This window comes from Acidimicrobiia bacterium (assembly GCA_030584185.1).
GTDB lineage: Bacteria > Actinomycetota > Acidimicrobiia > Spongiisociales > UBA11373.
The window spans coordinates 1,495,755-1,522,723 of record CP129495.1 but is presented as its reverse complement, the minus strand read 5'-3'; the positions used below and the strand labels follow the sequence as shown (position 1 = coordinate 1,522,723).

Annotated in this window: 26 protein-coding genes and 1 tRNA gene; 12 read left to right on the top strand and 15 right to left on the bottom strand. The window is 69.0% G+C overall.

The window, feature by feature from the left end; translation table 11 throughout:
• Window positions 1-13: 13 nt before the first annotated feature.
• From QY307_07845 to QY307_07835, 3 genes are all read left to right on the top strand, one after another.
• Window positions 14-1,342, top strand: coding sequence for a glutamine synthetase family protein (locus QY307_07845; protein ID WKZ81997.1), 1,329 nt, complete (start codon window positions 14-16; stop codon window positions 1,340-1,342).
• Between the two features lie 26 nt (window positions 1,343-1,368).
• The gene (locus QY307_07840; GenBank protein WKZ81996.1) at window positions 1,369-2,016 is read left to right on the top strand and encodes a response regulator transcription factor; all 648 of its coding nucleotides are present in this window, start codon (window positions 1,369-1,371) and stop codon (window positions 2,014-2,016) included.
• A 97-nt stretch (window positions 2,017-2,113) separates the two neighbouring features.
• Entirely contained in the window at window positions 2,114-2,473 is a 360-nt protein-coding gene (locus tag QY307_07835) for a DUF202 domain-containing protein (protein ID WKZ81995.1), read from the top strand.
• Between the two features lie 3 nt (window positions 2,474-2,476).
• Here the strand turns inward: QY307_07835 and QY307_07830 are convergent, their stop codons facing one another.
• Window positions 2,477-4,246 carry an SLC13 family permease gene (locus tag QY307_07830; GenBank protein WKZ81994.1) on the bottom strand — a complete coding sequence of 590 codons (1,770 nt, stop codon included), beginning with the start codon at window positions 4,244-4,246 and terminating at the stop codon, window positions 2,477-2,479.
• Between the two features lie 68 nt (window positions 4,247-4,314).
• Between QY307_07830 and QY307_07825 the strand changes: the two genes are divergently transcribed.
• Window positions 4,315-4,785, top strand: coding sequence for a DinB family protein (locus QY307_07825; GenBank protein WKZ81993.1), 471 nt, complete (start codon window positions 4,315-4,317; stop codon window positions 4,783-4,785).
• On the opposite strand, the gene chrA is transcribed toward QY307_07825, so the two are convergent.
• Complete coding sequence (chrA, locus tag QY307_07820) at window positions 4,782-5,945, bottom strand: chromate efflux transporter (GenBank protein WKZ81992.1); 1,164 nt, start codon at window positions 5,943-5,945, stop codon at window positions 4,782-4,784. The genes QY307_07825 and chrA overlap by 4 nt on opposite strands.
• Before the next feature lie 100 nt (window positions 5,946-6,045).
• Here chrA and QY307_07815 point away from each other — a divergent pair, with 100 nt between their 5' ends.
• Together QY307_07815 and argH are read left to right on the top strand one after the other, a co-directional pair.
• Window positions 6,046-7,251, top strand: coding sequence for an argininosuccinate synthase (locus tag QY307_07815; GenBank protein ID WKZ81991.1), 1,206 nt, complete (start codon window positions 6,046-6,048; stop codon window positions 7,249-7,251).
• Window positions 7,248-8,597, top strand: coding sequence for an argininosuccinate lyase (gene argH, locus QY307_07810; protein ID WKZ81990.1), 1,350 nt, complete (start codon window positions 7,248-7,250; stop codon window positions 8,595-8,597). Before QY307_07815 ends, argH begins: the two co-directional genes overlap by 4 nt.
• On the opposite strand, the gene QY307_07805 is transcribed toward argH, so the two are convergent.
• The 5 genes from QY307_07805 to erpA all read right to left on the bottom strand — a co-directional run bounded on the left by QY307_07805 (window position 8,594) and on the right by erpA (window position 13,041).
• Window positions 8,594-9,310 carry a maleylpyruvate isomerase family mycothiol-dependent enzyme gene (locus QY307_07805; protein ID WKZ81989.1) on the bottom strand — a complete coding sequence of 239 codons (717 nt, stop codon included), beginning with the start codon at window positions 9,308-9,310 and terminating at the stop codon, window positions 8,594-8,596. The genes argH and QY307_07805 overlap by 4 nt on opposite strands.
• A gap of 324 nt (window positions 9,311-9,634) precedes the next feature.
• Complete coding sequence (locus QY307_07800; GenBank protein ID WKZ81988.1) at window positions 9,635-10,600, bottom strand: L,D-transpeptidase family protein; 966 nt, start codon at window positions 10,598-10,600, stop codon at window positions 9,635-9,637.
• 86 nt (window positions 10,601-10,686) lie between these two features.
• Entirely contained in the window at window positions 10,687-12,210 is a 1,524-nt protein-coding gene (locus QY307_07795; protein ID WKZ81987.1) for an aldehyde dehydrogenase family protein, read from the bottom strand.
• A 12-nt stretch (window positions 12,211-12,222) separates the two neighbouring features.
• The gene (locus QY307_07790; protein ID WKZ81986.1) at window positions 12,223-12,603 is read right to left on the bottom strand and encodes a Rid family detoxifying hydrolase; all 381 of its coding nucleotides are present in this window, start codon (window positions 12,601-12,603) and stop codon (window positions 12,223-12,225) included.
• A gap of 78 nt (window positions 12,604-12,681) precedes the next feature.
• Entirely contained in the window at window positions 12,682-13,041 is a 360-nt protein-coding gene (gene erpA / locus QY307_07785) for an iron-sulfur cluster insertion protein ErpA (GenBank protein WKZ81985.1), read from the bottom strand.
• 99 nt (window positions 13,042-13,140) lie between these two features.
• Here erpA and QY307_07780 point away from each other — a divergent pair, with 99 nt between their 5' ends.
• Window positions 13,141-14,328, top strand: a complete 1,188-nt coding sequence (locus tag QY307_07780) for a P-loop NTPase (GenBank protein WKZ81984.1) — start codon at window positions 13,141-13,143, stop codon at window positions 14,326-14,328.
• Here QY307_07780 and QY307_07775 read toward each other — a convergent pair.
• From QY307_07775 to QY307_07760, 4 genes are read right to left on the bottom strand one after another with little or no spacing between them, the layout of a single operon-like run.
• Window positions 14,312-15,412: a peptidoglycan DD-metalloendopeptidase family protein gene (locus QY307_07775; protein ID WKZ81983.1), complete on the bottom strand. Its 1,101-nt coding sequence runs from the start codon at window positions 15,410-15,412 to the stop codon at window positions 14,312-14,314. The genes QY307_07780 and QY307_07775 overlap by 17 nt on opposite strands.
• A 53-nt stretch (window positions 15,413-15,465) precedes the next feature.
• Window positions 15,466-16,638: a peptidoglycan DD-metalloendopeptidase family protein gene (locus tag QY307_07770; protein ID WKZ81982.1), complete on the bottom strand. Its 1,173-nt coding sequence runs from the start codon at window positions 16,636-16,638 to the stop codon at window positions 15,466-15,468.
• Entirely contained in the window at window positions 16,635-17,408 is a 774-nt protein-coding gene (locus QY307_07765; protein ID WKZ81981.1) for an MBL fold metallo-hydrolase, read from the bottom strand. Before QY307_07765 ends, QY307_07770 begins: the two co-directional genes overlap by 4 nt.
• Window positions 17,405-18,169 carry an NUDIX domain-containing protein gene (locus tag QY307_07760; GenBank protein ID WKZ81980.1) on the bottom strand — a complete coding sequence of 255 codons (765 nt, stop codon included), beginning with the start codon at window positions 18,167-18,169 and terminating at the stop codon, window positions 17,405-17,407. Before QY307_07760 ends, QY307_07765 begins: the two co-directional genes overlap by 4 nt.
• Between QY307_07760 and selA the strand changes: the two genes are divergently transcribed.
• Window positions 18,168-19,487, top strand: a complete 1,320-nt coding sequence (selA, locus tag QY307_07755; protein ID WKZ81979.1) for an L-seryl-tRNA(Sec) selenium transferase — start codon at window positions 18,168-18,170, stop codon at window positions 19,485-19,487. The genes QY307_07760 and selA overlap by 2 nt on opposite strands.
• A complete protein-coding gene (gene selB / locus QY307_07750; GenBank protein WKZ81978.1) occupies window positions 19,478-21,286 on the top strand; it encodes a selenocysteine-specific translation elongation factor in 1,809 nt (602 codons plus the stop codon). Before selA ends, selB begins: the two co-directional genes overlap by 10 nt.
• Here the strand turns inward: selB and QY307_07745 are convergent.
• Complete coding sequence (locus QY307_07745) at window positions 21,204-21,509, bottom strand: WhiB family transcriptional regulator (protein ID WKZ81977.1); 306 nt, start codon at window positions 21,507-21,509, stop codon at window positions 21,204-21,206. The two genes, selB and QY307_07745, sit on opposite strands and share 83 nt — an antisense overlap.
• A 69-nt stretch (window positions 21,510-21,578) precedes the next feature.
• Complete coding sequence (locus tag QY307_07740) at window positions 21,579-22,817, bottom strand: NfeD family protein (protein WKZ81976.1); 1,239 nt, start codon at window positions 22,815-22,817, stop codon at window positions 21,579-21,581.
• Between the two features lie 58 nt (window positions 22,818-22,875).
• Between QY307_07740 and QY307_07735 the strand changes: the two genes are divergently transcribed.
• The 3 genes from QY307_07735 (at window position 22,876) to QY307_07725 (ending at window position 24,676) form a co-directional block, all read left to right on the top strand.
• A complete protein-coding gene (locus QY307_07735) occupies window positions 22,876-23,241 on the top strand; it encodes a response regulator (GenBank protein WKZ81975.1) in 366 nt (121 codons plus the stop codon).
• A gap of 46 nt (window positions 23,242-23,287) precedes the next feature.
• Window positions 23,288-24,538, top strand: a complete 1,251-nt coding sequence (locus tag QY307_07730; protein WKZ81974.1) for a hemolysin family protein — start codon at window positions 23,288-23,290, stop codon at window positions 24,536-24,538.
• Window positions 24,539-24,599: 61 nt separating this feature from the next.
• Window positions 24,600-24,676 (top strand) — tRNA-Pro (locus tag QY307_07725).
• A 32-nt stretch (window positions 24,677-24,708) separates the two neighbouring features.
• Here QY307_07725 and QY307_07720 read toward each other — a convergent pair.
• Window positions 24,709-25,725 carry an aspartate-semialdehyde dehydrogenase gene (locus tag QY307_07720; GenBank protein ID WKZ81973.1) on the bottom strand — a complete coding sequence of 339 codons (1,017 nt, stop codon included), beginning with the start codon at window positions 25,723-25,725 and terminating at the stop codon, window positions 24,709-24,711.
• On the bottom strand, window positions 25,722-26,945 hold the full coding sequence (locus tag QY307_07715; GenBank protein ID WKZ81972.1) for an aspartate kinase: 1,224 nt from the start codon (window positions 26,943-26,945) through the stop codon (window positions 25,722-25,724). The genes QY307_07720 and QY307_07715 overlap by 4 nt, the downstream gene beginning before the upstream one ends.
• Window positions 26,946-26,969: the final 24 nt, after the last annotated feature.

Genomic DNA, 26,969 nt, shown 5'->3' with positions numbered 1-26,969 from the left:
CGGAGGAACGACCATGGCCAAACAGCAGGAGTACGTGCTGCGCACGGTGGAGGAACGAGGCATCCGCTTCATCCGCCTCTGGTTCACCGACGTCCTCGGGTACCTCAAGTCGTTCGCCATCACCCCCGTGGAGCTGGAGACCGCATTCGCCGAGGGGATGCAGTTCGACGGCTCGGCGATCGACGGGTTCTCCCGGGTGCAGGAAGCCGACATGCTGGCCCACCCGGACGCCACCACCTTTCAGATCCTCCCCTGGCGGGACGACCATGCCGGCGTCGCCCGCATGTTCTGCGACCTGACCACTCCCGACGGCGAGCCGTTCGAGGGTGATCCGAGGTCGGTGCTGAAGCGCAACCTGAAGCGCGCCTCGGACCTCGGCTACTCGTTCCACGTCGGCCCCGAGGTCGAGTACTTCTACTTCGCCGACTCCGGCCCCGACCCCAAGACCCTCGACCGGGGCGGCTACTTCGACCTCACTCCGCTCGATGTCGCCCAGGAGTACCGGCGCCGAACCATCATGGCGCTGGAGAGCTTCGGGATCCCGGTCGAGGCGTCCCATCACGAGGTCGCACCCAGCCAGCACGAGATCGACCTGCGCTACACCGACGCCCTGAGCATGGCCGATGCCCTGATGACCACCCGCCTCGCCATCAAGGAGGTGGCCCTGGAGCACGGCATCTACGCCACCTTCATGCCCAAGCCACTGCAGGAGTTCGACGGAAGCGGCCTCCACCTCAACCTGTCGCTGTTCGAAGGCGACCGCAACGCCTTCCACGAGAGCGGTGCCGAGTACGGGCTCTCCAAGGCGGCACGGGGGTTCATCGCCGGGCTGTTGCGTCATGGGCAGGAGATCACGGCGGTCACCAACCAGTGGGTCAACTCCTACAAGCGTCTCGTCACCGGCTTCGACGCCCCGGTGTGGATCACCTGGGCCCGCAACAACCAGTCCGCCCTGGTGCGCATTCCGACGCCCAAGAAGGGGAAGCCGACCTCGACCCGCGTCGAGTACCGCTCGCCCGACCCGGCATGCAATCCGTATCTGGCGTTCTCGGTGATCCTCGCCGCCGGCCTGGCAGGGATCGAGAACGGATACGACCTTCCCCCCGAAGTCGCCTCCGACGTCTCCGCCCTCACCGCCGACGAACTGACGGCCAACGGGGTGGAGCGCATCCCCGAGACCCTGGCCGGAGCCCTCGACGTCATGGAGAGATCGGAGCTGGTCGCCGAGGCTCTCGGCGAGCACCTCTTCGAGTGGTTCCTGCGCAACAAGCGAGCCGAGTGGGACCGCTATCAGCGCCATGTGAGCAAGTTCGAGCTCGAGGAGTATCTGCCGATACTCTGAGGGTGCACACCGAGGACGGGCACCCGATGTTCGCAGCCATCCATCCCGAAGAGCCGTCGCCGGCATTGGTGGCGGCGCTGCGCGCTGCCGGCTTCACCACCGTGTCGGTGTCCGAGGTGTCGGCGATCACCGACTCGGAACCCGAGGGGGGGTGGGGCCTGGTGGTGGTGGAACTGGGAGAGCGTCCCACCAATGGCCTTGCCTTCGCCCGACGGGTCGCAGAGGGCTGCCCGGCTCCCGTGCTCGTGGTGGCCGCTCGCTCGCAGACTCTCGATCTCGCAGATGCACCCTTCGACGACTTCGTCCTCGGACCGCTCGACGCCGACGAGGTGCGGGTGCGCGCCGCTCGGCTGGCCCTGGGTTCCACCGGCTCTGCGGCCGAGGAAGTGGTGACCTTCAAGGACCTCACCCTCAACCTGGCCACCTACCAGGCGGCAGTCGGCGGGGTGCCGATCGACCTCACCTTCATGGAGTACGAGCTGCTCCGGTTCTTCGTCACCAACACCGGCCGCGTCTGGACCCGGGAGCAACTACTCAACCGGGTGTGGGGATATGACTACTACGGCGGAGCCCGCACAGTCGACGTGCACGTGCGACGGCTTCGCTCGAAACTGGGCGAGGAGCGGGCCTCGTGGATCGCCACCGTCCGCTCGGTGGGCTACCGCTTCGGCTGAGACCTGCCGGGGCGGCGCCGGCGTCTTCGGCTCAGCCGATGCTGCCGTCGGCGCACCGACCACGGGACTGACGATGTGGGCCCGGTAGGGTCTCGGTGTGCGCATCAAGAGATACATCACCCGGGGGGTGCCGCGCGAGAACGTGGGTAGCCTGGCACGGGATCACCTCGCCAACGAGCGAACCTTCCTGTCCTGGATGAGAACCGCTCTGGCCTTCGTCGGCCTGGGCATCCTCACCGTCGAGCTGGTCGAGAGCGAGGGGGTCGCTGCCGAGATCCTGGGGCTGGCGCTCATCGTCCTCGGTGCCGTGGCGGCCATCGCCTCCACATCACGCTTCCTTCGTGTCAACCATCAGCTGGATGACAACAGCTATCAGTCCTCGACGATTGGACCCGTGCTCGTGGGGATCGTCACCGTCCTGGTGGCGATCGCAGGTCTCATCTTCGCCATCACCTGAATCTCACGCCGCGAGCGGCCACACCCTCAGGATCATGACGGTCGCCGTGGCCACCACCGCCGCCTCGACGACGATCCCCAGACGCCAGTAGTCACCGAATCGATAGCCACCGGGTGCCATGACCAGAAGGTTGGACTGGTGTCCGATCGGCGTCAGCAGCGACATCGAAGCACCGATCGCCACCGCCATCAGCATCGGGTCGGCGGACACCTCCATCGCCGTCGCCACATGGATTGCTATCGGTGCGACCAGCACCGCCGCCGCCGCGTTGTTGATCACGTCGGAGAGGAACATCACCACCACCATGAGGAGGACCACCACCACCTCGGGAGAGGAGAACTCGGCGACCCCGACCACCCACTCTGCGACCAGGTCGGCGGCACCCGTCGTTTCCAGCGCAGCCCCCACCGGCAACATGGCTCCCAGGAGCACCACGATCGGGAGGTCCACCGCCCGGTAGGCGGCGTCGAGGGTGATCAGGCGCGTCAGCACCATCGCCGCGGCGGCGGCGGAGAAGGCGACCTCGACCGGAAGCAGCCCCGTCGAGGTGGCCGCCACGGCGGCGGCGAAGATCCCCGCCCCGAGCACCACCCGACGGCTCCGTCCCAGGGTCAGCTCCCGCTCGGCGAGCATGAGGAGGCCGAGATCGGCCACCGCCGATCGCACCGCCTGATCCGGACCTTGGATGAGGAGCACGTCGCCCACGGCGAACTCCACCTGCGCCAGCCGCTTGTGGATTCGCTCCTCGGCACGGGCGACGCCGAGGAGGTTCACCCCGTAACGCCCGCGCAGCCGCATGCTGGTGGCTGTCCGGCCGACGATGTGAGCCGCCGGGGGGACCACGGCCTCGAACAGCTTGAGGTCCCCGATGTTCGACTCCTCGCCGGCGCCACGTCCGACCAGCACCAGACCGAACCTCTCGAGCAGTCTTTCGATCGCCGCCGGGTCGCCTTCGACGATGAGGATGTCGTCGGCTGCCAGCCGGGTGAACATGGCGACCTCGGTGACCGTGTGCCCATCGCGCACCAGGCCGACCACCACAGCGTCCGAGCCTTCGAGCAACCGACCGAGAAGCATGCCGGTGGCCTCGGAACTGTCCGGAATCCGCAGTTCGGTGAGGTACATCGCCACCTCGAACAGGGTTCCGGGCTCGGATCCGCTGCGACGCTCGGGAACGAGTCGCCCGGCGAGGAAGAACACCACCAGCAGGCCCACAAGTGCCACGGGTACTCCAACTGCGGAGAAGTCGAACATGCCGAAAGGAGTGCCGGCCACATCCTTGCGGAAGGTGGCGATGATGATGTTCGGCGGAGTGCCGATCAGTGTGGTCAGACCACCCAGGAGGGAGGCGAAAGCCATCGGCATCAACAGCCGGGATGGCGATCGCCCGGTCTCCCGGCTCACCCTCAGCGCCACCGGAAGGAACAAGGCGAGAGACCCCACGTTGTTGATGAAGGCGGAAGTGACCGTCACCATCGAGATCAGCAGAAAGAACTGGAGGGTGCCCCGGTCGCCGAGGGAGATGAGCCTGCGGCTCACCAGATCGACCAGGCCCGACTGCTCCAGCCCCTTGCTCACCACCAGGACGGCCACCACGGTGACCACGGCGGGATGGCCGAACCCCAGGAACGCAGCCTCGGTCTCGACCAACCCGGTGATAGTCACCGCCAGCAGGGCGAGCACTGCGACGAGGTCGTAGCGCCACTTCCCCCAGGCGAACATGACCAGGGCCAGGGCGAGGATGACGAAGATCGTCACCTGATCCCAGGTCATGAGCCACTCCCATCGGTGGTTCGGTCGCAGCAGGCTAGTGGGTACCGGCAGGTCGATAGGCTGGGCCGATGACCGACCCACTCCTCGCCGCTGCCCGCACCCTCTGCGATGACGCCTTCGAAGTGCTGCGAGGCGCCGTGTCCGACCTGCCGGTCGAAGCCCTCGACTGGAGACCGCGCTTCGACGATGCCAACTCGATCGCGGTGCTGGCCACACACGCCATGCACGCCACCAGGCTCCTGCTGCACATCGCCGTGGGCCTCCCGGTGCCGGAACGAGATCGGGAAGGCGAGTTCGCCACCCATGCCGTCGACTCCGACGCGATGACGGACATGATCGATGGCCTGGCCGACCACTGCCACGCCGCCCTCGACACCTCGGAGCCGATCGACTGGGGCACCGTGAGGGAGTTCCGGCGCGCCGACGGAACGGTGAGAGAGATGACCGCCGCCTTCGCACTGGTCCACGCCGTGGATCACCTCCGGGGTCACGCCGATGAGGCGGCCCTCACCCGGCACCTCTGGGAGGCGAGCGCCTAGCCCGGGGACCAGCCGGCAGCACCGGCGATCAGGCCGGCGATCCCGGCACCCATCAGCAGCCAGGCCGAGTTGAGCCGCGTCCGCCAGAGAATCAACCCGGCGACGGCTGCCACCACCATCGAGACCGCGTCGACCACGGCGTCTCCGACCAGCACCACCGTCACGGCCCCCATGAGACCCACGGCGACTGCGTTGACACCGTCTAGCAGAGCAGCCGTCCACACCCGGTCGCGAGCCCTCCGCACCAGTGGTGCCATCAGTCCCACGAAGAGGAACGCCGGGAGGAAGATCGCCAGGGTCGCCACTCCGGCCCCGGGCAGACCGGCCAGCAGATAGCCGATGAAGGTGGCGGTGGTGAACACGGGACCGGGTGTGAACTGCCCGACGGCAACGGCGTCGAGCAGCTGCTGCTCGGTCAGCAGACCGAGACGATCGACCAGGTCCCCCTGAAGAAAAGCGAACAGCACGTATCCGGACCCGAACAGGAACGCCCCGGCCTTGAGGAAGACCAGGATGATCGTCCCCAGCGACGCCGTATCTGCCAGGGCAGGGGCCGACACCCACCCCCCACTGGCCACGGGCAGCAGGACGAGGCTCCCCGGGCCGGGTGTCGCCCGCGATGCCAGCACGAACAGTGCCCCTGCGGCCAACAGCAGCACCTCGTCGATCCCCACCAGGTAGCCCGCGGCTCCGCCGATGGCGACCAGGCCGGTCAGCCAGCCCTTGACGGCGGTCCGCCCCAGCTTCAGCAGGGCCTGGAGCACGATCACGATCACCACCGGCTTCACCCCATACAGGAGTGCCTCGCCGGTTGGGGTGCTCCCGTGCCGGACATACACCCAGGCGAAGGCGAGCACGATCGCCGCAGCCGGAAGGATGAAGCTTGCTCCGGCCACGATCAGGCCCCTCCACCCGGCGCGGTGCCGCCCCACGTGCATGGCCATCTCCGTCGAGTTGGGACCGGGGATGAGGTTGGTGACGCCGATCATGTCGACGAAGTGCTGGTCGTCGATCCAGCGACGACGGATGACCACCTCGTCGTGCATCATGGCGATGTGCGCCGCGGGTCCGCCGAATGCGGTTACGCCCAGCCGGCCGAACAGCCGAACGAGTTCGGCGAGACGACCCGGTCCACTCGCTTCCGATGCCTCCGCCTGCACGCCCCCTCCGGCCTCGACCCCGGGAAGCGTAGATCCGGCGGTTTCGCACCCTTCGTCCCGTTGCGCGATCCTTGGTACTCGTCGGCGGAGAGGTGCCCTGATGCGCAAGGTCGTGCTCGCCTACTCGGGTGGACTCGACACCTCGATCATCCTGCGCTGGCTGGCCGAGACCTACGAAGTCGAAGTCGTGGCCTACACCGCCGACGTCGGTCAGGGGGAGGAGGTCGAGGAGGCTCGCCTCAAGGCGCTGGCCACCGGCGCAGTGGAGGCGATCACCGAAGACCTGCGCACCGAGTTCGTCGAGCAGCACGTGTTCCCGGCGCTGAGAGCCAACGCCATCTACGAGGGCTACTACCTGCTGGGCACCGCCCTCGCCCGACCGGCGATCTCTCGCGGCCTGGTCCGCGCCGCCGAGGCGGCCGGCGCCGACGCCATCGCCCACGGCGCCACCGGGAAGGGGAACGACCAGGTTCGCTTCGAGCTTTCCGCATACGCCCTCCGCCCCGGCATCAAGGTGATAGCACCATGGCGGGAGTGGAACCTGAAGGGCCGGGCCGATCTCGTGGCCTACGCCGAGCGTCACGGAATCCCGATCCCTGTGACTCCTGAGCGCCCCTACTCGACCGACGCCAATCTGCTCCACGTCTCATATGAGGGCGGGGTGTTGGAGGACCCGTGGACCCCTCCGCCGCCGGGGATGTTCCTGCGCACCACCGACCCCGAACGGGCGCCGGACGAGCCGGAGTGGGTGACCGTCGCCTTCGAACAGGGAACCCCGGTGGCGGTGAACGGCGAAACCCTCGATCCGGTGGCGCTTCTCGAGAGGGTGAACCAGATAGGCGGACGGCACGGGGTGGGGCGGGTCGACATCGTCGAGAACCGTTTCATCGGTATGAAGAGCCGAGGGGTATACGAGACCCCGGGTGGGACCATCCTCTACCACGCCCACCGTGCCGTGGAGTCGATCACCCTGGACCGTGAGGTGCAGCACCTTCGGGACGAACTGGTCCCGCGCTACGCCGAGATGATCTACAACGGATTCTGGTTCGCTCCCGAACGTGAAGCGCTGCAGGCGTTCATGGACGACGTGCAGCGTCGCGTCAACGGAGAGGCCAGGTTGCGGCTGTTCAAGGGTGCGATCACGGTCGATGGACGCCGCTCCGACCGACACACCCTCTACGACCAGGCCACGGTCACCTTCGAGGCGGACGACGTATACGAACAGGCGGACGCCGGCGGGTTCATCCGACTGCAGGCGCTGCGGCTGCGCAGCCTGGCGGAGAAGCGCATCGGGGAGGGCGAGTGACCCTCTGGGGAGGCCGCTTCTCCGAGGGGCCCGACCCGGGGGCGTGGGGGTTCATGACGTCGCAAGCCGACCGCAGGCTGCTGGAGGCGGATGTTGAGGGCTCCGTCGCCCACGTCGCCGCCCTCGGCTCTGCCGGGATCCTCGATGCGGCGGAAGTGGCCACCATCACCGCGGGGCTGGAACTGATCGCCGCCGAGGCGGCGGCAGGAACCTTCCCGTGGTCGGATGGCGACGAGGACGTGCACTCGGGAGTGGAGCGGCGTCTGGGAGAGCTGATCGGCCCCGTGGCCGGGAAGCTGCACACCGGCCGCTCGCGCAACGATCAGATCGCCCTCGACCTCCGGCTCTACCTGCGTCGGGCGGCCCGCGACCGGATCGCCGACCTGGCCGGCCTCATCGGGGTCCTGGCCCGACGGGCCGAAGACGCCGGAGCGACGGTGGTGCCGTTCTACACCCACATGCAGCAGGCGCAGGCGGTACCCCTCGCCCACCACCTCCTTGCCCACGCCTGGGCACTGCTGCGCGACGCCGATCGGTTCGTCTCGTCCCTCGCCCGGATCGAGGTCTCCCCGCTCGGTGCCGGCGCCGGGGGGGGAAGCCGCCTCCCTCTGGAGCCCGCGGTGGCAGCCCGACTCCTCGGCCTTCCGGCAGTGTTCGAGAACTCCCTGGACGCCGTCGCCTCCCGCGACGCCGTGACCGAGTACCTGTTCTGCTGTACCCAGGCCCTCGTCGACCTGTCGCGGCTCGCCGAGGAGATGACGCTGTGGGCGACCACCGAGTTCGGATGGGTCACCTTCGCCGACCGGCACACCACCGGCTCGTCGGCCCTCCCCCACAAGAAGAACCCCGACCCCGCCGAGCTGACCCGGGGCAAGGCCGGCTCCGCCATCGGGCACCTGACCGGGGTGCTGGCGGTGGTCAAGGGCCTCCCACTGGCCTACGACCGCGACCTGCAGCAGGACAAGGAGCACCTCTTCGTGGTGGACGACGACCTGGCCGGGGCGCTGCGGGTGCTCGCCGCCATGCTCGACGCCGCCCGGTTCCACCCGCCTGCCCCGGGCCCATGGGTGGGCGCCCTCGACCTGGCCGAGGTCCTCGTGGAGCGGGGGGTCGCCTTCCGGGAGGCTCATCAGGTGGTGGGAGAGATGGTGGCGAGTCACCCCTCGGGCATCACCGAAGCCGACCTGAGGGCGGCCCACCCCGCTTTCGCACCGGAGGATGTCCTAGTCCTCGACCCGGCATCGTCGGTTGCCGAGCGGCGATCCCCGGGAGGTGGTTCGTTCGCCTCGGTGGAGATGCAGTTGGGCCTGCTGGCAGATCGGCTGGAGACGCTGCGGTCGACCTAGCGACGGGCGTCGGGCAGCGCCCTGAAAGCCGCGTCCCAGACCACGGCCCCCGAGCCGTGGCACACCAGCCCGGCCAGGTCGCGGCGGCCCATCAGCCACAGGTAGATCTCGGAGGCGTCGCCCTCCACGGCGTCGCCCGGTTCGCTCGGGCTGCCGGGGGCGAGGCGTGCACCTACCTCCCCCGCGCTCAGCGTCCAGGACTCGCCCAGGTCGGTGAGGACCAACTCCAGCGAGGGTGCCTGCTCGAGCGGCATCACTCCTCCCCAGAGGGCGAGCAGTTCCTCGATTCCAGCGGCAGCCAACCAGGCGGGAATCGGGCTCGAAGAACCCATGGCGCACTCGGCATCCCACCGATGGACCTCGGTTTCCAGAGCCATTCGCAGGATCCAGGAGGCGACGGTGGGACGCGGTCCGAACCCCCACACCTCGCTGATCGGATCCGCTCGCTCGAGGGCCTCCACCATCGATGCCACCCCCTCGGTGAACCAGGGGAGCACCACCTCGGGCACCTCGTCAGGCGGGAACTCCCGCTCGACCTTCTCCTGTGCCGTCGTGGCGACCACCTTGGTCGCCCGCCGGTGGGCACTTCCGGTGTGGATCAGCAGGTCGAGCAGGGTCCAGCCCGGGTACCGGGGAACCGAGGCACCCGGCCTCGATGCGGCAGCGCCGGCGAGGCGCCCGGAGGCCGTTCGGATGACGGCGAGCAGATCCATCGCCGCCAGGCTAGGTGAGAGGCGTCTACTCGTCCCAGAAGTGGATGGTCATCCCCACCCATGCTTTCGGGCCTGGTGTCTTGCGGGCAGTGGTCCGAAGCCAGGAGGGCCGACGGCGACGTTCCCTCCCCGGGGAGGTGGCCCGAAGGGCCGGAGGAGGCAAAGGCGCGACGAGGGTCTGGCGAAGTTCCCTCCCCCGGGGAGCTGGCCCGAAGGGCCGGAGGGGCAACACGCGACACAGGTCTCCCATGGTCTGCCCACCTCCCGGCTTCGCCGTACTCCCCCCTGCAGAGGGAGGAAAGATGATCCCGCCTGACGATGTGTCTACTCGTCCCAGACGTGGATGGTCATCCCCACCCATACCCTCGAGTCCGCAGCACCGCGGGCCGTGGTGGGACGCAGGAAGTCCATGTCCCAGACGGTGAGGCGGGTGCACCCGTGGGAGGCCGGATAGTGCGGGACGTGGCGGTACCCGTGCAGCCCGTAGTTCCACTCCCCGTACTGGCCGCGGTAGAAGATCGCCTTGTAGATGGACCAGTCGCCCGGACGAGGCGACCACCCTGCGGAGTACCCGTGCTCACCGAAGAAGGTGCTCCCACCGACCATCCTGCTGGTGCGGGGAGTGACCGACACGCTGCAGGTATCCGAGGACGTGCACCCGCGCGTTCCCCGGCCGGCGCCGGTGCTGATCGGCATTATCGCCACCACCTCGTCGTCGTGGATCAGGTACAGGACCTGATGCCCGATGTCGCTCTCCACCCGGTCGGGCTGGTTGCGACGGAACTTGGGCGGTCGGGGATCGAAGGCCTCCAGCAGCAGCCAGTCCTCGGATGTCCAATCCTCGGGAGGCGGGTCCGCCCGCCACTCCGCCACGGCCGTCGCCGGGTTGGGATGAGCGGGTCCGATCACTTTGTGGAAGGCGGCGACGGCGTAGCGCGTCGCCGTGTCGTACACCCCGGTGATCGGCTGGCGGTACAGCTTCTTCTCGGTCAGCAGCCGCTGCAGGTGGACCACCGCCTCGGACACGTCACCCGGACAGAGGGCAGGTCGGGCGAACGATGCCAAGCGCTGTTCGAGGTGCGGGGCATCGGCCGTTCGCGGACACGGAGACGTGCGCTGCGACCAGTCCATCGGAAGCGTGAACCCGGCGAGGGTGGGTGCCGGGGGGGAATCCCAGGCAGGATCGGGGGAGGTCTCCAGGTTGCTGGACCCTGCCATGGCAGGGGTAGGGATGGCGAGCAAGGCGATGGCGGTGGCCACCGCTACCCCCATCCTCGTGCTGCCTGGCATTCTGGTCGACCTCAAGGCGTTCCCCCTCGGCATCGGAACCGCCGGACCGTCACCTTAGAGGCCATTCTCCGGCGACTCCACAACGATCAGCCGAACTCGATCCCCTGGGCGAGCGGCAGGTCGGTGCTCCAGTTGATGGTGTTGGTCTGCCGGCGCATGTATGCCTTCCACGAGTCAGACCCGGCCTCTCGACCGCCGCCGGTCTCCTTCTCCCCGCCGAAGGCACCGCCGATCTCGGCGCCTGAGGTGCCGATGTTCACGTTGGCGATCCCACAGTCGGATCCCTCGTGGGAGAGGAATCTCTCCGCCGCCCGCAGGCTGTCGGTGAAGATCGCCGACGACAACCCCTGGCGTACCCCGTTCTGCACCGCGATCGCATCGTCGATGCCATCGGCCTCGATCACGTACAGGATCGGGGCGAAGGTCTCCTCCTGCACTATGGGCGCTCCCCGGTCGATCTCGATGATCGTCGGCTCCACGAAGTGCCCGCCCAGGCCGGGGACGGCTGCTCGCCCACCGCCCGCCAGAATCCTGCCGCCCTGTTCCTCGGCGATCCCCACTGCAGCCAGCATGTCGTCGACGGCTCGGGCGTTGATCAGCGGGCCCATGAGCGTGCTGCGGTCGAGCGGATCACCGATCCTGACCTGGGCGTAGGCGTCGGTGAGGCGCTTGAGCACCTCACCCTTGATCCCGGGCTCGATGATCATGCGGCGCACCGTGGTACAGCGCTGGCCGGCAGTTCCCACCGCCCCGAAGAGGACCGCCCTGGTGACCAGATCGGGGTCGGCGTCGTCGAGGACCGTGACGGCGTTGTTGCCGCCGAGCTCCAGCAGGGAGCGGCCCAGCCTCTTTGCCACCGCCATCCCCACCTTCTCACCCACGCCGCAGGATCCGGTTGCAGAAATGAGCGGCACCCGCCGATCGTTGATCAGCGTGTCGCCGACCTCGGCCCCGCGCCCCACGATGAGGTTGAACACCCCTTCGAACCCGGTTCCCTTCATCACGTCCTCGCAGATGCGGGTGACGGCGATCGCCGACAGCGGAGTCTGCGAGGACGGCTTCCAGACGACGGTGTCCCCACAGACGGCAGCGATGAAGGCGTTCCACGACCACACCGCCACCGGGAAGTTGAAGGCGGAGATGACCCCCACCGGTCCCAGCGGATGCCATTGCTCGTACATCCGGTGACGGGGACGTTCCGAGGCCATGGTGAGGCCGTAGAGCTGACGGGAGAGGCCGACGGAGAAGTCGGCGATGTCGATCATCTCCTGGACCTCGCCCTCACCCTCGGCGACGATCTTGCCCATCTCCAGGGCGATCAGGGCCCCAAGCGCCTCCTTGTGCTCTCGCAGGGCGTTTCCGATCTGCCGCACGTACTCGCCGCGCTTGGGTGCGGGAAGCATCCTCCACCGCAGGAACGTCTCCTGCGACGAGGCGATCACGGCCTCGTATTCGGTGCCTGATCCCTGCACGATCGAAGAGATCGTGGTCGCAGTGGTCGGGTTCTCCACCTCGAGGATGGTGCCCGTGGTCTTCAGCCAGCCGCCGGCGAATGCCCCCCGCTCGACGTCGTCGATACGAAGGGCGGCGAAGATCTCATCCCTGTCCATGGTGAACTCCTCTCAGCGTGCGGCAATGCACTCGATCTCTACCCGAAACCCGACCGGCAGTGCCGCCACCTGGACCGTGGATCGCGCCGGAGGGGCGCCGGTGAAGTACCCCCCGTACACCTCGTTCACCGCCGCGAACTCCGCCATGTCGGTGAGGAAGATGGTGGTCTTCACGACGTCGTCGTAGCCCAGGTCCAGGTCCTCGAGGATCATCCCCAGATTGCGCATGATCCGCGTCGCCTCGGCCGCGACTGTGGCGTCATCCCTCTCCTGGGTGGCGGGATCGAATGCGACCTGGCCGGAGATGAACACGAACCCGTTGGCCTCCGTGACCACCGAGTACGGGCCCACCGGGCGCGGTCCCCTGGGTGCAGGCGGCGCTGACTTTGGCATGGATCCTCCTCGTCGGGACCGGGACCCCGAAGGGTAACGCGACGCATCGATGCCGAATCGGGAGGTGGGGCGGGTGCCCTACGAGAACGAGTTGCCGCAGCCGCAGGAGCGCGTGACGTTCGGGTTGTTGATGTGAAACCCGGCCCCTTGCAGCCCGTCGCGATAATCGATCTCTGCCCCGGACACCATCTCCAGGCTCTCCGAGTCGACGACGAGGCGGACCCCTTCGAACTCGTTCACCACGTCGCCGGCGTCCACCTTGGCGTCGAGCTCCAGCTGATAGGAGAAACCCGAACAGCCTCCGGGGCGAACGCCGAGGCGAAGGCCCAGCGCCTCGTCACCCTCACGGGCGATCAGCTCGGCGACCTTGGCGGCGGCCGCCGCGGTGAGAACGACCTGAGGCTCAGCGCCTCGAGGCTTGATCGTGATCGACTCCATGGTTGCTCCCCGTCCTGTGAGAGCGAAAGTATACGCCCGGTCGTCTCGTTAACCAGTGGACGCTTCCGGTACCGGAGCGGCGATGCCTACCTTGAGGTCATGATCAAGACCGCCACCGTCGAGGACGTCGAATCCGCCCTGCGCGGCGTGGTCGACCCCGAGTTGGGTGCCGACGTCGTGGAACTGGGAATGGTACGCGACATCGAGATCGCCGACGGGATCGCCCGCGTCGGGATCGCTCTCACCATCGCCGCCTGCCCGATGCGGGACCAGATCGAGTCCGACGTGCGCCGCAAGGTGACCGCCCTGCCCGGCATCGTCGCCACCGAGGTCCACACCACCGCCATGACCGCCGAACAGCGCTCCGAACTCATGTCGGTGGCCCGCCGCCGTGCGCGTGAGAACGCAGAACCGACGATGGTCAACCCCCTGACCCGGGTCATCGCCGTCGGATCGGGCAAGGGCGGAGTGGGGAAGTCGTCGGTGAGCGTCAACCTGGCCGTGGCCCTGCGAATGGCCGGGCACCGCGTCGGGCTTCTCGATGCCGACATCTGGGGCTTCTCGGTGCCCCGCATGGTCGGGGCGGGCGATCGCCTGCAGGCGAACTCGGACCTCAAGATCGTCCCCGCACAGGCTCACGGCATCCACGTCGTCTCCACCGGGCTTCTGGTCGATACCGAGGAGACCGCGTTGATGTGGCGCGGCCTGATGCTGAGCAAGGCTCTCGAGCAGTTCCTCCGGGATGTCGCCTGGCCCCAGGACCTCGACTACCTGGTGCTCGACATGCCGCCAGGCACCGGCGACGTCCAGATGGCCCTCGCCCGGCTCCTGCCGCAGGCGGAGATGGTGGTGGTGACGACGCCGCAGCGCGCCGCCCAGAAGGTGGCCGCCCGCGTCGCCGACATGGCACGCCGTTCCTACATGCCGGTGGTCGGCGTGATCGAGAACATGTCCGGGTTCACCACCGAAGACGGCCGGCACTACGACCTCTTCGGGAAGGGTGGTGGCCAGGAACTCGCCGACGACCTCGGCGTCCCCCTGCTCGCCTCCATCCCCCTCGACCCACTCGTCGTCGAGGGCGGGGACGGCGGGATGCCGGTCGTCGTCGCCGATCCCGAGGCACCGTCGGCACGAGCATTCGCCGCAGCGGCCACCCGCCTGGTGGAGCTGGTGCCGCCCGCCGCCGACGAAACCTGCACCGCCCGCATCGCCGTGCTCATGGAGCAGCTCTCGGGTTCGACTCCCGGCGACGCCGTGGCGGCGGGGGCGCCTACCGACAGAGCTTGAGCAGCAGCTGATACGGGTTCACCAGGGCGCCGCCACCCGGCTGATAGCCCAGGTGGAGGTGCGGCATGCTGGATGCGCCGGTCGAGCCCACGTATCCAATGGTCTGTGCCACACCGACGCGGTCGCCGGTCGAGATCCCGGAGGCGAACTTCTGGAGGTGGGCGTAGTAGTAGATGTCGCCCGAGTTGCCCCGGATGTAGATCCCGTTGCCGCCTGCCCAGTGATACCCCATCGAGTACACGTAGCCGGCTTCCATCGCGACCAGCGGAGTACCTTCTGCGGCGACCAGATCGGTGCCGTGGTGTACCCCGTTTCGGTACGGGCGTGGCTCCAGCCACGAGTCGCGGAAGGTGTTGGCCCCTGCCACGGGGCAGGTTCGCCCGCTCGGGTCCACGAAGGCGCTGGAGGCGTAGTTGTTGGCTCGGGCTGCGGCGGCGGCGGCCGCCGCCTTCCTTCGCGCCGCCTCCTCGGCCGCCTTGCGCCTGCGCTCCGCCTCCTCCTTCTCCCACTGCGAGTACAGCACCTGGTACTCGTCGTTGGCCTCGGAGAGCTCCCGCATCATCTCGCTGGACACCGCCGAGAGCTCGGCGGCCAGATCCTCCTGCTGTCCGACCAGCGCCTCTAGCTGGTCTTCGAGGGCGCGCCGGTCCTGCTGCAGGAACACCAGCTGGTTGACGGCGTCGACACCGATGTCGACGACGGCTTCCAGGTAGGCGTCCTTGGTGCCGAGAACCGTGATCGTTTCCGGACTGCCTGCCGCCGTCACCGCCGATGCGCCCGCGTTTACGTACATGTCGCGCGCCTGCTCACGAGCGGCAAACGCCGACAGGGCGATCTGGCGCTCCCGCTCGGCGATGTCTTCGCGCAGGCGATCGATTCGCTCCTCGAACAACGCCTGCTGGACGAGGACGGCATCGATCTTGGCGAGCTGCTCCTCCAGGCTGTCCGAGCGCTCGTTCACCTTCTCCCGGGCCTCGCTCAACTGGGCCTTGGTGACCTCACCCCAGGCCGGGGCCGCCACCAGCATCACCAGGGTGAGGGAGACGAGGGCGACGATCGGTCGGGACAGAGCAGGGCGATTCATTCCTTCAGGAGGCTAACCCAACAAGGGAAAAAGGCGATCCGGAGTCGTCGGCATCAGCAGAGACCGGCCACCACCGGATACGGATTCTGATAGGCACCTCCGCCGGGCTGCCACCCCAGGTGAAGATGCGGCGTCGAAGCGTTTCCGGTCTGACCGACGTACCCGACGCGCTGGCCGGCCTCCACCGGCATCCCATCCACGAGCCCGCTCACGTAGGCGCTGAGGTGGGCGTAGTACCAGGTGTCGCCCGACTCGCCCTTGATGTAGAGACCGAGACCTCCGGCCGAGTGCCACCCCGGGCTCCAGATTGCGCCGGCCTCGATCGCCACCAGAGGGGTCCCCTCTGCGGCCAGCAGGTCGGTGCCGGTGTGGGTGCGGCCCCCGGGGCGGGGATCACCCCAGGAGTCGGTGAAGGTGGTGGCGCCGTCCACCGGGCACACCCTGGTGCCCGGCGGGGAAGGCGGCAGCGTGGTCGTGGGCGCAGGCGCCTCGGTCGTCGTGGTCACCGGTTGTGTGGTCGTCGCTCCGGATGACGAGGTCGTCTGGGCCGTGGTGGTGACCGCCGGGGCGGTGGTCGTCGTGGTCGCTCGGGTGGTCGTAGAGGTGGCGAGAAACTCGCGAAGTCGCCTCTCCTCCTCCTCGCGCCGGATCCGCTCCGCCTCCTGCGCCTCCCACTCCGCCTTCACCGCCTGATACTCGGCGTTGGCCGTCTCCAGCTCGGAGTAGATGTGGTCGAGCAACTCCTCCATCTCGCCGCGCAGCGACTCCTGATCGACCACCGCCTCCTCCACGAGCTGTCGCTGATGCTCGTAGTCCCTTCGGGAAGCCTCGAGCCGGTTGACCACCCCTCGATCCGTCTGCGACACCGACTCCAGATAGACGTATCTGGTCGGAAGCCGACCGAAGTCGCCGGCGGTCGACCCGTCTGGAGTTCCCGCCCCGGCGGTCATGTACATCTCGGCGACCCGGTCGCGCGCCGCCCGGCGGGCCGCCACCAGCTCCCGCTCTCGCGCCGTCAGCTCCACCAGCAGCCGGTCGAGCCGGTCCCGGAGAACGGCCTCCTGGGAAACGGCGGAGTCGTATGCGGCGACCTCCTCGGCCAGCTGTTCGTTCACCTGGCGCAGCCTCTGGCGCGCCTCATCGACGTCGCCCTGAGAGACATCGGCGAGCGCGGGGAGGCCGACGGCCAGCAGGGCCAGGGACAGGATGGCGGCGAGGCGCCTCATGGCACGGGCTCCACAGGGGCATGCCACCCGGCACCGTGGAACCGCACCAGGGCATCGCCGGCCAACTTTCGCAGATGCGCCTCGACCGAGATGGCGGCCGCGGCGTGGAGCCCCCGATCGACGTCGGCGTACACGCGCTCCACCACGGCGCCGACGCTCCCGGCGCCCGACCGCACGGCCTCCAGGACCTGCCGTTCACGCTCCAGACGATGGGCGAGGTACTCGGCCACGACATCGTCGGGACGGTCGAGCACCGGACCGTGTCCCGGGTGGATCGCCTCCACCCCGATTCCCAGGACCTTGCGCAACGACTCCATGTACTGCGCCATGTCCTCCACGATCACCGTCGACCCTCCCATGATGTGATCCCCGGTGAACAACCTGTCGTCGACCCGATACGACAGCGAGTCGGGTGTGTGCCCCGGGGTCGCGATCACCTCCAGCGACCGATCACCGAACTCCACGCGGTCGCCGTCGGCGAGCGTCCTGTCCGGGTCGAAGCCGGGCCCCGAAGCGGCACCCATGACCGGCGCCCCGAGCAACACCCCCAAGGGGTTGGCCAGAGGGGTGTGGTCCGGGTGGAGGTGGGTGACGAGGACGGCGGCAACGGTCAGGCCGGTCGAGGCGTCGACGATCGCCTCCCTGTGTGCCGGCTCGTCGGGACCGGGGTCGATAACGACGGCTTCGCCGCCAGAAGAGACGACCCAGCAGTTGGTGCCGGGGCCGGTCATGGGGCCCGGATTCGGAGCCAGGACCAACTCGATCCTCATGGCGTGACCTCGCCGTATCCGGGGTCGCCGGGCATGGCGATCGACCACTCGCCCGCCTCGTCCAGGTAGATGCGGGGTTCGATCCGCTCGGCAGGCCGGCTGCGGGCCATGGCCAGCACCTCATCGATGCCGGACTCGGCGGCGAGCATCTCCAGGTGGACCCGGGTGGGGTGCTCCACGTACCAGGCGCCCTCCTCGGCGGCGGCGATGGCCGCAGCCGGCGTCACCCAGGCGGCGTCGTACACCTCGACGCGGTCCGAGACCGCCACCGTCCCGGCAGGCACTTCCACCACGTAGAAGCGGGCGTCGAACCTTCTCGGCAGGCCGCGCGGTGTCACCCAGTTGCTCAGGTAGACCAGGGTGTCGGCATCGAACCGGGCGCCGGCGGCGACGATGGCGTCATAGAGACCGGCTCCGGACAGGCCGTCCACCGAGACCGGCCGATCTGTGAGGAGCAGCCCGGCCTCCTCGGCCAACTCACGCAGGGCCGCGGCCCTCCACGGCAGCTCATCGGGATCACCTGACCAGCGCACCGCAGCCGAAGCCGCCGGACCTCGGTCCACCTCGTCCACCCCTCCACCGGGAAACACTCGGGCCCCACCCATGAAGCGGGCCTCTCGCGCCCGCCGCACCAGGAGCACCTCGAACCCTCCCGAGACCCTGCGCAGTGCGATGACCGTTGCTGCTGGGCTGGGGACGACGTCCGGGATGGCGGCCGGTTCCACCAGGCGAATATAGGGCCATCGGTAGGCTGTGCCCATGTCCTCCCATCCACCCTCGGTGGACGCCCTGGCTCGCGTCATCGACGACGGCACGCTTCCCCGACGGCTCGTGATCGAGGTGGCGCGCCAGGCGATAGCCGAGTGGAGGGTCGACGGCGAAGGCGATCCGGAGGACCGCGCCCGAATCGAAATGGCGCGACTACGGCGCACGGCGCCGGAACCGGTGATCAACGCCACCGGCGTGCTGCTCCACACCAATCTGGGTCGGGCGCCGGTTCATCCCGATGCGGCTGCTGCCGCCGCGGCGGCGGCCGGCGGGTACTCGGCCCTGGAGATGGACCTCGACACGGGAGAGCGGGGGGGTCGCGGCGAGTACGTGGAGGCACTGCTGCGCTCCCTCACCGGGGGCGAGGCGGCACTCGCCGTGGGCAACAACGCCGGTGCGCTCCTGCTCACCGTGGCCGCTCTCGCCGGGGGCAGGAACGTCGTGTCGTCTCGCGGGGAGCAGATCGAGATCGGCGGGTCGTTCCGCCTACCCGAGATCATCGCCACCGCCGGTGCCCGCAGCATCGAGGTGGGCACCACCAACCGCACCCGGCTGCGCGACTACGCCCGGGTCCTCGACGACGCCTCCCTGATCCTGAAGGTGCACCCGTCCAACTTCCGGGTAGAGGGGTTCACCGAGGAGGTGTCCTACGGGGCACTGGCCGACCTCGCCCGGTCACGGGAGGTTCCCTTCGTCGCCGACATCGGGTCCGGCCTTCTCGACGAGCGCCTCCCCTGGCTGGAGGGCCCGCCGCCGGCCTGGCTGGAGGGCGAGCCTGCAGCCAGGCAGACGCTCGAGGCGGGAGCCGACCTGGTGTTGTTCTCGGGCGACAAGCTCCTCGGCGGTCCGCAGGCCGGAATCATCGCCGGGAAGGCTGCCCTGGTGCGAAGGATCAGCGGCCATCCGATGGCGCGCGCCGTGCGCATCTCCAAGGAGGCGCTGGCATCGCTGGCGGCGACGCTGAGCCTTTACGCCGCCGGTCGTGGAGGCGAGGTCCCGTTCTGGGCGATGGCGACCATTCATGCCGACGAGCTCGACCGGCGATGCCGGGCCGTGGTCGCGACTGCCGGAGTCGGCGAGGTCACCGATGATCGGTCGCTTCCCGGTGCGGGTTCGGCCCCGGGGCGGGGGATCCCGGGACCGGTGATCGTCGTACCCGGCGACGCCGCCGAGGTGCGGGCCCGCCTGCTCGCCTCCGATCCTCCCGTGGTCGGACGCCTCGATCGGGACCGCCTGCTCATCGACCTGCGGGCGGTGGACGCGCGACATGACGCCGTCGTAGCCGGAGCCCTGGCCGCCGCATGCCGGTAGTCGTCACCGCGGGCCACGTGGACCACGGCAAGTCGACGCTGGTCGAGGCCCTCACCGGGAGGAATCCGGACCGCTGGGCCGAGGAGCGCCGCCGGGGCATGACCATCGACCTCGGCTTTGCCTGGACGCATCTAGGCGGTCTCGAGACCGGGTTCATCGACGTCCCCGGTCACGAGCGCTTCATCAAGAACATGCTGGCCGGGGTCGAAGGTGTGGACGCCGCCCTGTTCGTGGTGGCTGCCGACGAGGGGTGGATGCCCCAGTCAGAGGAGCACCTGGCGATCCTCGACCTCATCGGTGTCGACCGCGGCGTGGTGGCGCTCACCCGAGCAGACCTGGTGGATTCCGAGACCCTGGAGTTGGCCGAGATCGAAGTGGCCGAGCAGCTGGCGGGAACCTCCCTGGAGGGAGTGGCCATCCTCCCGGTGGCGGCTCCCCGCGGCGAAGGCCTGGAGGCTCTGCGCACCGCCCTCGCCGGCCTGGTGGCGCCCGCCCCCGACCTCCACCGACCCCGTCTGTGGGTGGACCGGGCGTTCACCATCGGCGGCGCCGGAACCGTCGTCACCGGCACCCTCGTCGGGGGAACCATCTCGGTGGACGACGTGCTGATGCTGTACCCGGACGAACGCGAGGTGCGGGTCCGCGGCCTGCACAACCACGATCGGCCGATGCCCTCGATCACCCCCGGCAACCGAGCGGCGGTGAACCTCGCCGGGGTCGGAAGGGATGAGGTGGCGCGCGGCGCCATGCTCGGCCTCCCGGGACGGTGGCGTTCGTCGGATCGGATCGTGGTCGACCTGCGGCTGGTACGCAGTCCGTCGGGACCGCTTCGAGACAGGGGGTCCTTCCACGTCCACATCGGCAGTGGATCGCATCCGGCTCGCCTCTCCCTGGTCGACGACCCACCGGGCGCAGCACTACTCCGCCTCGCCACCCCGGTACCGGTTGCGGCTGGACAACACGTCGTGTTGCGCGAGGTGGGGCGCCGTGCTGTCGTCGCCGGTGGCGTGGTGCTCGACCCGCGACCGCCCCCTCGTCGGCGTCAGGTGATCGAGTCGCTACCGAGGCTACGCACCGCCGCCACCCCCGACGAAAGGGCGGACGCCCTCCTGGCGACCCGCCGGAGCGCAACCCTCGGCGAGCTGGCCGCCGACTCAGGGGGTGGAACTCCGGATCCCGCCCTGATGGCAGGCGACCTGGCGACCACCGGCGATGAGGCGCGACGGATCGAATCGGCCGCCGTCGACCGTCTCGATCGGTACCACCGGGAGAATCCGCTGCGTCCGGGAATGCCGCTGCCCACGCTGGCCACCTCGCTGCGGCTCCCGGCTCCGCTCCTCGAGGCCGTGGTCACCTGGTCCGATCGGCTGGCCCGAAACGGTGCCGTGGTGCACCTCGTCGGGTTCGGAGGCGGGCTCGACGAGTCCTCAGATGCCGCATGGCAGCCGGTGAGAAAGACCCTGGAGGCGGCGGGAGCCGCCCCGCCGCGCCGGGGCGAATTGGGTCTCGACGAGGAACTGATCCACGCCCTGCTGAGAAGGGGTGACCTGGTGGCGGTGTCCGAGGACCTTCTCTACCTGCCCGAGACCATCGCCGGCTTGACCGAGTCGCTGAAGGCCCTTCCCGAGGAGTTCTCGGTGGCCGACTTCCGCGACGCCCTCGAGATCAGCCGCAAGCACGCCATCCCGTTGTTGGAGTGGATGGACCGGGCCGGGGTCACCCGCCGTAGCGGAGATCTGCGCCGACTCCTACCGCCGCCGCCCGCCGACTCGCCACCTGGCGCCGCTCAGTCTCCGTGAGCCCGCCCCAGATGCCGTAGGGCTCACGAATCTCCAGTGCGAACTCCATGCACTCGGAAGTCACCGGACACACGCCACAGATCGCCTTGGCCTTGTGCTCCCGCCTCTCACGGTCCTCTTTGCGCTCGACGGTACTCGGAGGAAAGAACAGGTAGGCGTGGTTGCCCCGACACAGACCCTTGCCCTGCCAGGACCGATCGGCGGCAGCGATCGCGTCGCCCACTGTGACATCCTCCCTGTTGGCGGCGCGGGACGGTACCACCGCGCCCGAGCGGCCGCCAGGGAAATCCTGTCACGACTGAGGGGCCGGATCCACCTCGAGCACGATCCCGTCGATGCCCACGATCACGACCTCATCGCCCGGGTCGATACCCGAGCGCCTGGTCGAGCGGGCCCGCCAATGAGAACCATCCAGGCTCACCTCTCCCATGGGTGCGATGGCACCGACGGCGACGCCGGTTCGACCGATCAGATGCTCCCGCCCCACCGTCTGGGTGGAGAAGCGCGCCCGTGCCGCCGCCGTCAGGGCGAAGCCGAAGAACGTCGTCGTTCCCAAGACGGTGAGGGACACGACCCACCATGAAGGGGTGATCCCATCCGCACCGGCGGTGAATCCGAGACCGGCCCACATGAGCGCTCCGGCTCCCAGGATCGTTCGCCAACCGAAGCCATTGCGCTGGAACTCCCAGACGAACAGACCCACACCGACGGCGATCAGGGCGAGGGCAGGCCACCACACCGGCAACACCGCCAGTCCGTACCCGGCCTCGAGAGTGAACAACACTGCCACCCCGGCGGCGAACCCGGGCCCCACGGCGTAGAACTCGAAGGTGGCGAGAGCCAGACCGGCGAGCAGGAAGAAGAATGCCGCCTCGGGCCGCAAAGCCGTGTGCAGCACCCGATCCAGGACCCCCTCCTCGACGAACCGAACGGTGCCGGCAGGCCTCAGTGAAGGTACGCCGTCAACGAGTTCCTCGACGGCGGTGTCGAGTACGACGGGTGCCCCGTTGACGACGACCTCTACGCCGTCGAGGCCGACCAGGAACTGACCGATCGACGGTTCCACGAACTCGACCAGCCCAGGGATGGTCCCGTCGACGACGACTCCGTCCTCGAGCACCTCGACCGGCAGACGGCCGGTGCCGGGCGCATCGTCACCCGCGGCCACCGAAGTCGCCGGCCCGAGCACGACTCCGGGCGCAGCGCCCCGGATCGGCGCCACCGCCAGGAGGCGCAGGGCGTCGCCACGCACGGTCCCCGGTGCGGGGCCGGCCCAGACGGCGACGGGAACGTCGGCATCGGCGACAAGCGCCGTCAGGGAGTCGATGTCGGCGAAGACGGCGGCGGCGTCCAACTGCAGGACGACCAGGGCAGCGTCGGTGTCCCCGATCGCCGCCTCCACATACCGCACGGTGCGGGCATCGATCGGACCGGAGACCACCACCACGTCCACCGCCATCTCGGCGTCCTGGGCCGAAGCGCTGGGCGAGAGCAGCAGGGCGCCGAACAGCATGACGACGAGGAGGCGCATCTCCGAGATGTTAGGAAGGGGGTGTCGGCACGGATGCGGCGGCCACTACCCTGCCGGCATGACCGACATCCTGGTGGTTGCCGACGAGCCGTGGGTGGTCACCGACGTCGCGGCCGCCCTCGGCGACGGGCGCTTCCGGATCGCCGCTCAGGCTGATCCTCGCTCGGCTGCGGCAACGGTCGAAGACACCTCTCCGGACGCCGTCCTCGTCGACATGCAGGTCGGCTCGATGGGAGGGATGGCCGTGACCAGGGCGATCCGTGACGCCTTTGCCGGCAAGGACCAGCAGCCGCCGCCGGTGATCCTTCTGCTCGATCGCGATGCCGACGCCTTCCTGGCAGGGCGATCTGGCGCCGAGGGCTGGATTCGCAAGCCTTTCGGGGCCGCCGACCTCCGTCACGCCATCGACCAGGTGCTCCGATGACCGACCGGGGAGAACCTCCGAGTACGAACACCCGGAGGGGTGGGTCTTGACAGGTCTGCAAACGACCTACCTGGTGGTGCTGGCCGCATGCGTGGTCCTCTCCGGGTTCTTCTCGGGGTCGGAGACCGCTCTCATCTCGGTGCCGCGCGAACGGGTGCACAAGCTTCGCGACGGGGACCGACGAGCCCGCCTGGTCGAAGGCCTGCTCGCCGAACCAGACCGGATGCTGAGCACGCTGCTGGTGGCGAACAACTTCGTGAACATCCTCGCCGCCTCGGTTGCCACGGTCTTGTTCGTGGACCTACTCGGCGAGGACTGGGGGCCGTGGGTGGCCACCGGGTCCCTCACCGCCGTGATCCTGGTGTTCGGGGAGATCACTCCCAAGACCCTCGCCACCAGGTACCCCGAGCGCTACGCCCTGATGGTGGCGCCGTTCATCTTCGGGCTCTCGAGGCTGATCGCCCCGGTGAGCCGGTTCTTCCTGGCCGTCGCCCGCGGCCTGCTGCGCCTGTTTCGGGCTGGTCCCGGCCAGGCGCGCAACGCCGTCACCGAGGACGACATCCGGGCCATGGCTTCGCTCGGCGAGCGGACCGGAGACATCGCGACGCCCGAGAGGGAGATGATCCACTCCGTCTTCGGGTTGGCCGATCGAACCGCGCGGGACGTGATGACGCCGCGCACCGAGATCCACGCCCTGCAGTCGCCGGTCACCATCGATGCCGTGAGAGCCGCAGTCGCCGCCACCGGGCACAGCCGCTTTCCGGTGATCAAGGACGACCTCGATCACATGGTCGGGGTTCTCTATGTGAAGGATCTGATCGGGTTGTCGGCCAACCCGTCGGCCAGCGAGATCCACCGGGTGATCAGGCAGCCGGTGTACGTGCCCGAGTCGAACTCGGTTCTCGACCTGTTGGGCCAGATGCGCGATCACCGCCTCACGCTCACCGTCGTCACCGACGAGCACGGGGGGATCGAGGGAGTCATAACCATGAAGGATCTGGTCTCGGAGCTGATCGGCGAGCTCCAGGACGAGTACGACGAGGACGAGCCGGGGGTGGTGGCGGTGGGGCCCGGCGAGTGGTTCATCGATGGGAGGACGCCGATCGCCGACGCCTCCGAGGCGATCGGAATCCAGCTGCCCCAGGGCGAATACACGACCGTGGCGGGCCTCATCCTCGACCGGATGGGGAGCATCCCTTCGGTGGGCGATCTGGTGGAGGTATCCGACCTGACCCTCGAGATCGCAGTCATGGATCGGCACCGCATCGACCGAGTTCGGGTGGTGCGCTCACGCTGAAGGAGCCCGGGTCGCGCACCGGTGTGCCCGATTCCGGGCCGACTACACTCCCGGTTCCCGACGGGACGTGGCGCAGCTTGGTAGCGCGCATCGTTCGGGACGATGAGGTCGCCGGTTCGAATCCGGCCGTCCCGACCAGCAGACGACGCCCGGCGGCTTCCGCCGGGCGTTCATCCTTCCGCCAGCACCTCTGCGATCTGCACGGCGTTGAGGGCGGCCCCTTTTCGCAGGTTGTCGCCCACCGCCCACAGCGAGATCCCACCCGGCCGGCCCACCGTCGCCCGGACCCTGCCGACCAGGACCTCGTCGCGGCCGGCGGCGTCGAGCGGGGTCGGAATGCGATCGTTCCACGACGCGACCCCCGGGGCAGCGGCGATGAGGCCACCGGCTTCCGAAGGCTCCAGGGGACGCCTGAACCAGGCGGTGACGGCCACCCCGTGCCCGGTCACCACCGGCACCCGGACACAGGTCGGTTCCACCAGGACATCCGGGGCGGCGAGGATCTTTCGCGTCTCGAAGACCAGCTTCATCTCCTCGTCGGTGTAGCCGCCGTCGGCGGCGGCGCCGGCGAAGGGGATCACGTTCCAGCCGATGGGACGGGGATAGAACCCGGGCGGGGGTTCCACCCAGTCCCCGGTTCGCAGCCGGTCGGGCTCGGCGGCGAAGTGGGCGGCTTCACTCTCCAGGGTCTCGACACCCTTGTGCCCCGACCCCGACACCGCCTGATACGAGGTGGCCACCACCTCGGTGACGCCGGCCGCCCGGTGCAGGGGGGCAAGAGCCATCAGCATGATCATCGTGGTGCAGTTGGGGTTGGCCACGATCCCGGAGTGGGTGTGCGCCGTGGCGTCGTTCACCCCGACCACCACCAGAGGCACCCGGGGATCGCTTCGCCACGCCGAGGAGTTGTCGATCACCACCGCCCCCGCCGCTGCGAACCGGGGAGCGTGCTCCCGCGACCGGTCGCCTCCTGCCGAGAAGAGGGCCAGGTCGATCCCGGACGGGTCCGCCCCGGCGAGGTCCTCCACCACCACGTCGCCCCAGGCGGTGGCAACCACCGACCCGGCGGAACGACCCGATGCGAACAGCCGCAGGTCGCCGACCGGAAACGAGCGACGCTCGAGGGTGGCCAGCATCTCGCGACCCACCGCCCCGGTGGCGCCGACGACGGCTACGCGGCTGCTCACCCGGGGGTCCCGACGGGGGGTTCGAAGGCGGCGTGCAACAAGCGAACGGCGTCTTCCACCGCCGCCTCGTCGATCACGCAGGAGATCCTGATGGGTGAGGTGGAGATCATGGCGATGTTGATCCCGGCGGCGGCGAGCACGGAGAACATCTTGGCGGCGACCGCCGGATAGGCACGCATCCCGCTTCCCACGATCGAGACCCGGCCGATGGTGGCGTCCACGTCGACGCCGGCGGCCCCAAGCGCGGCGGCGGTGGACTCGGCGATGGGGACCGCCAGCGGAATCAGCTCCCTGGGGATGGTGAACGAGATGTCGGCGTTTCCGCCACTGGAGACGTTCTGCACGATCATGTCCACCGAGACGCCACCCTCGGCCAGCGGCCCGAACACGGCTGCCGCCACCCCGGGGGTGTCGGGTACCCCGCGAACCGTGATCTTGGCCTCGGAGACGTCGTGGGCAACGCCGTTCACCACCGCCTGCTCCATCGCCTCCTCCTTGACCCAGGTCCCCGGACCGTCATGGAACGACGACCGCACGTGGATGGGGACTCCAAACCGCTTGCCGAACTCTACGGACCTCGGCATCAGGACCCGCGCTCCCGCCCCGGCGAGCTCCAGCATCTCCTCATAGGAGATCTCGTCCAGCTTGCGGGCCTCCGGGACGAGACGGGGATCGGCTGTGAACACGCCGTCGACATCGGTGTAGATCTCACAGCAGTCGGCGCCGAGGGCAGCCGCCATGGCCACGGCGGTGGCGTCGGAGCCTCCTCGACCCAGGGTGGTGATCTCCTTGGTGTCGGGCGAGACGCCCTGGAAGCCGGCGACGATGACGACCTTCCCCGCCGCCAGACCCTCTTCGACGCGAAAGGCCTTGATGTCACGAATCTTGGCGTGGCCGTGCGAGGTGTCGGTGAGGATCCCGGCCTGTGACCCGGTGAGGCTCATCGCCTCCACCCCGTGATCCCTGATCGCCATCGCGAGCAACGCCATCGAGATCCGTTCGCCGGCGGTGAGCAGCATGTCCATCTCCCGTGGGTGATGGGCGGGACTCACCTCGCCGGAGAGCCGTACCAGTTCGTCGGTGGTATGGCCCATCGCCGAGACGATCACGACCACGTCGTCGCCCGCCTGCCTGCGCGCCGCCACCCGCTTGGCGACGGCGCGTATCCGATCGGCGTCGCCCACGGAGGTGCCGCCGTACTTCTGCACGACGAGAGCCATGGCGCCGAGTGTAGGAGTGGGGGC

Bases quoted from the DNA above. Each gene is read 5' to 3' on its own strand.
- QY307_07840 (WKZ81996.1), top strand. From the start codon at position 1,369: ATGTTCGCAGCCATCCATCCCGAAGAGCCGTCGCCGGCATTGGTGGCG.
- QY307_07825 (WKZ81993.1), top strand. From the start codon at position 4,315: ATGACCGACCCACTCCTCGCCGCTGCCCGCACCCTCTGCGATGACGCC.
- QY307_07740 (WKZ81976.1), bottom strand. From the start codon at position 22,817: ATGCGCCTCCTCGTCGTCATGCTGTTCGGCGCCCTGCTGCTCTCGCCC.
- QY307_07780 (WKZ81984.1), top strand. From the start codon at position 13,141: ATGATCAAGACCGCCACCGTCGAGGACGTCGAATCCGCCCTGCGCGGC.
- erpA (WKZ81985.1), bottom strand. From the start codon at position 13,041: ATGGAGTCGATCACGATCAAGCCTCGAGGCGCTGAGCCTCAGGTCGTT.
- QY307_07795 (WKZ81987.1), bottom strand. From the start codon at position 12,210: ATGGACAGGGATGAGATCTTCGCCGCCCTTCGTATCGACGACGTCGAG.
- QY307_07805 (WKZ81989.1), bottom strand. From the start codon at position 9,310: ATGGATCTGCTCGCCGTCATCCGAACGGCCTCCGGGCGCCTCGCCGGC.
- QY307_07760 (WKZ81980.1), bottom strand. From the start codon at position 18,169: ATGGGCACAGCCTACCGATGGCCCTATATTCGCCTGGTGGAACCGGCC.
- QY307_07770 (WKZ81982.1), bottom strand. From the start codon at position 16,638: ATGAGGCGCCTCGCCGCCATCCTGTCCCTGGCCCTGCTGGCCGTCGGC.
- selB (WKZ81978.1), top strand. From the start codon at position 19,478: ATGCCGGTAGTCGTCACCGCGGGCCACGTGGACCACGGCAAGTCGACG.
- QY307_07765 (WKZ81981.1), bottom strand. From the start codon at position 17,408: ATGAGGATCGAGTTGGTCCTGGCTCCGAATCCGGGCCCCATGACCGGC.
- QY307_07830 (WKZ81994.1), bottom strand. From the start codon at position 4,246: ATGACCTGGGATCAGGTGACGATCTTCGTCATCCTCGCCCTGGCCCTG.
- QY307_07800 (WKZ81988.1), bottom strand. From the start codon at position 10,600: ATGCCAGGCAGCACGAGGATGGGGGTAGCGGTGGCCACCGCCATCGCC.
- QY307_07775 (WKZ81983.1), bottom strand. From the start codon at position 15,412: ATGAATCGCCCTGCTCTGTCCCGACCGATCGTCGCCCTCGTCTCCCTC.
- QY307_07815 (WKZ81991.1), top strand. From the start codon at position 6,046: ATGCGCAAGGTCGTGCTCGCCTACTCGGGTGGACTCGACACCTCGATC.
- selA (WKZ81979.1), top strand. From the start codon at position 18,168: ATGTCCTCCCATCCACCCTCGGTGGACGCCCTGGCTCGCGTCATCGAC.
- QY307_07735 (WKZ81975.1), top strand. From the start codon at position 22,876: ATGACCGACATCCTGGTGGTTGCCGACGAGCCGTGGGTGGTCACCGAC.
- QY307_07845 (WKZ81997.1), top strand. From the start codon at position 14: ATGGCCAAACAGCAGGAGTACGTGCTGCGCACGGTGGAGGAACGAGGC.
- QY307_07715 (WKZ81972.1), bottom strand. From the start codon at position 26,945: ATGGCTCTCGTCGTGCAGAAGTACGGCGGCACCTCCGTGGGCGACGCC.
- QY307_07790 (WKZ81986.1), bottom strand. From the start codon at position 12,603: ATGCCAAAGTCAGCGCCGCCTGCACCCAGGGGACCGCGCCCGGTGGGC.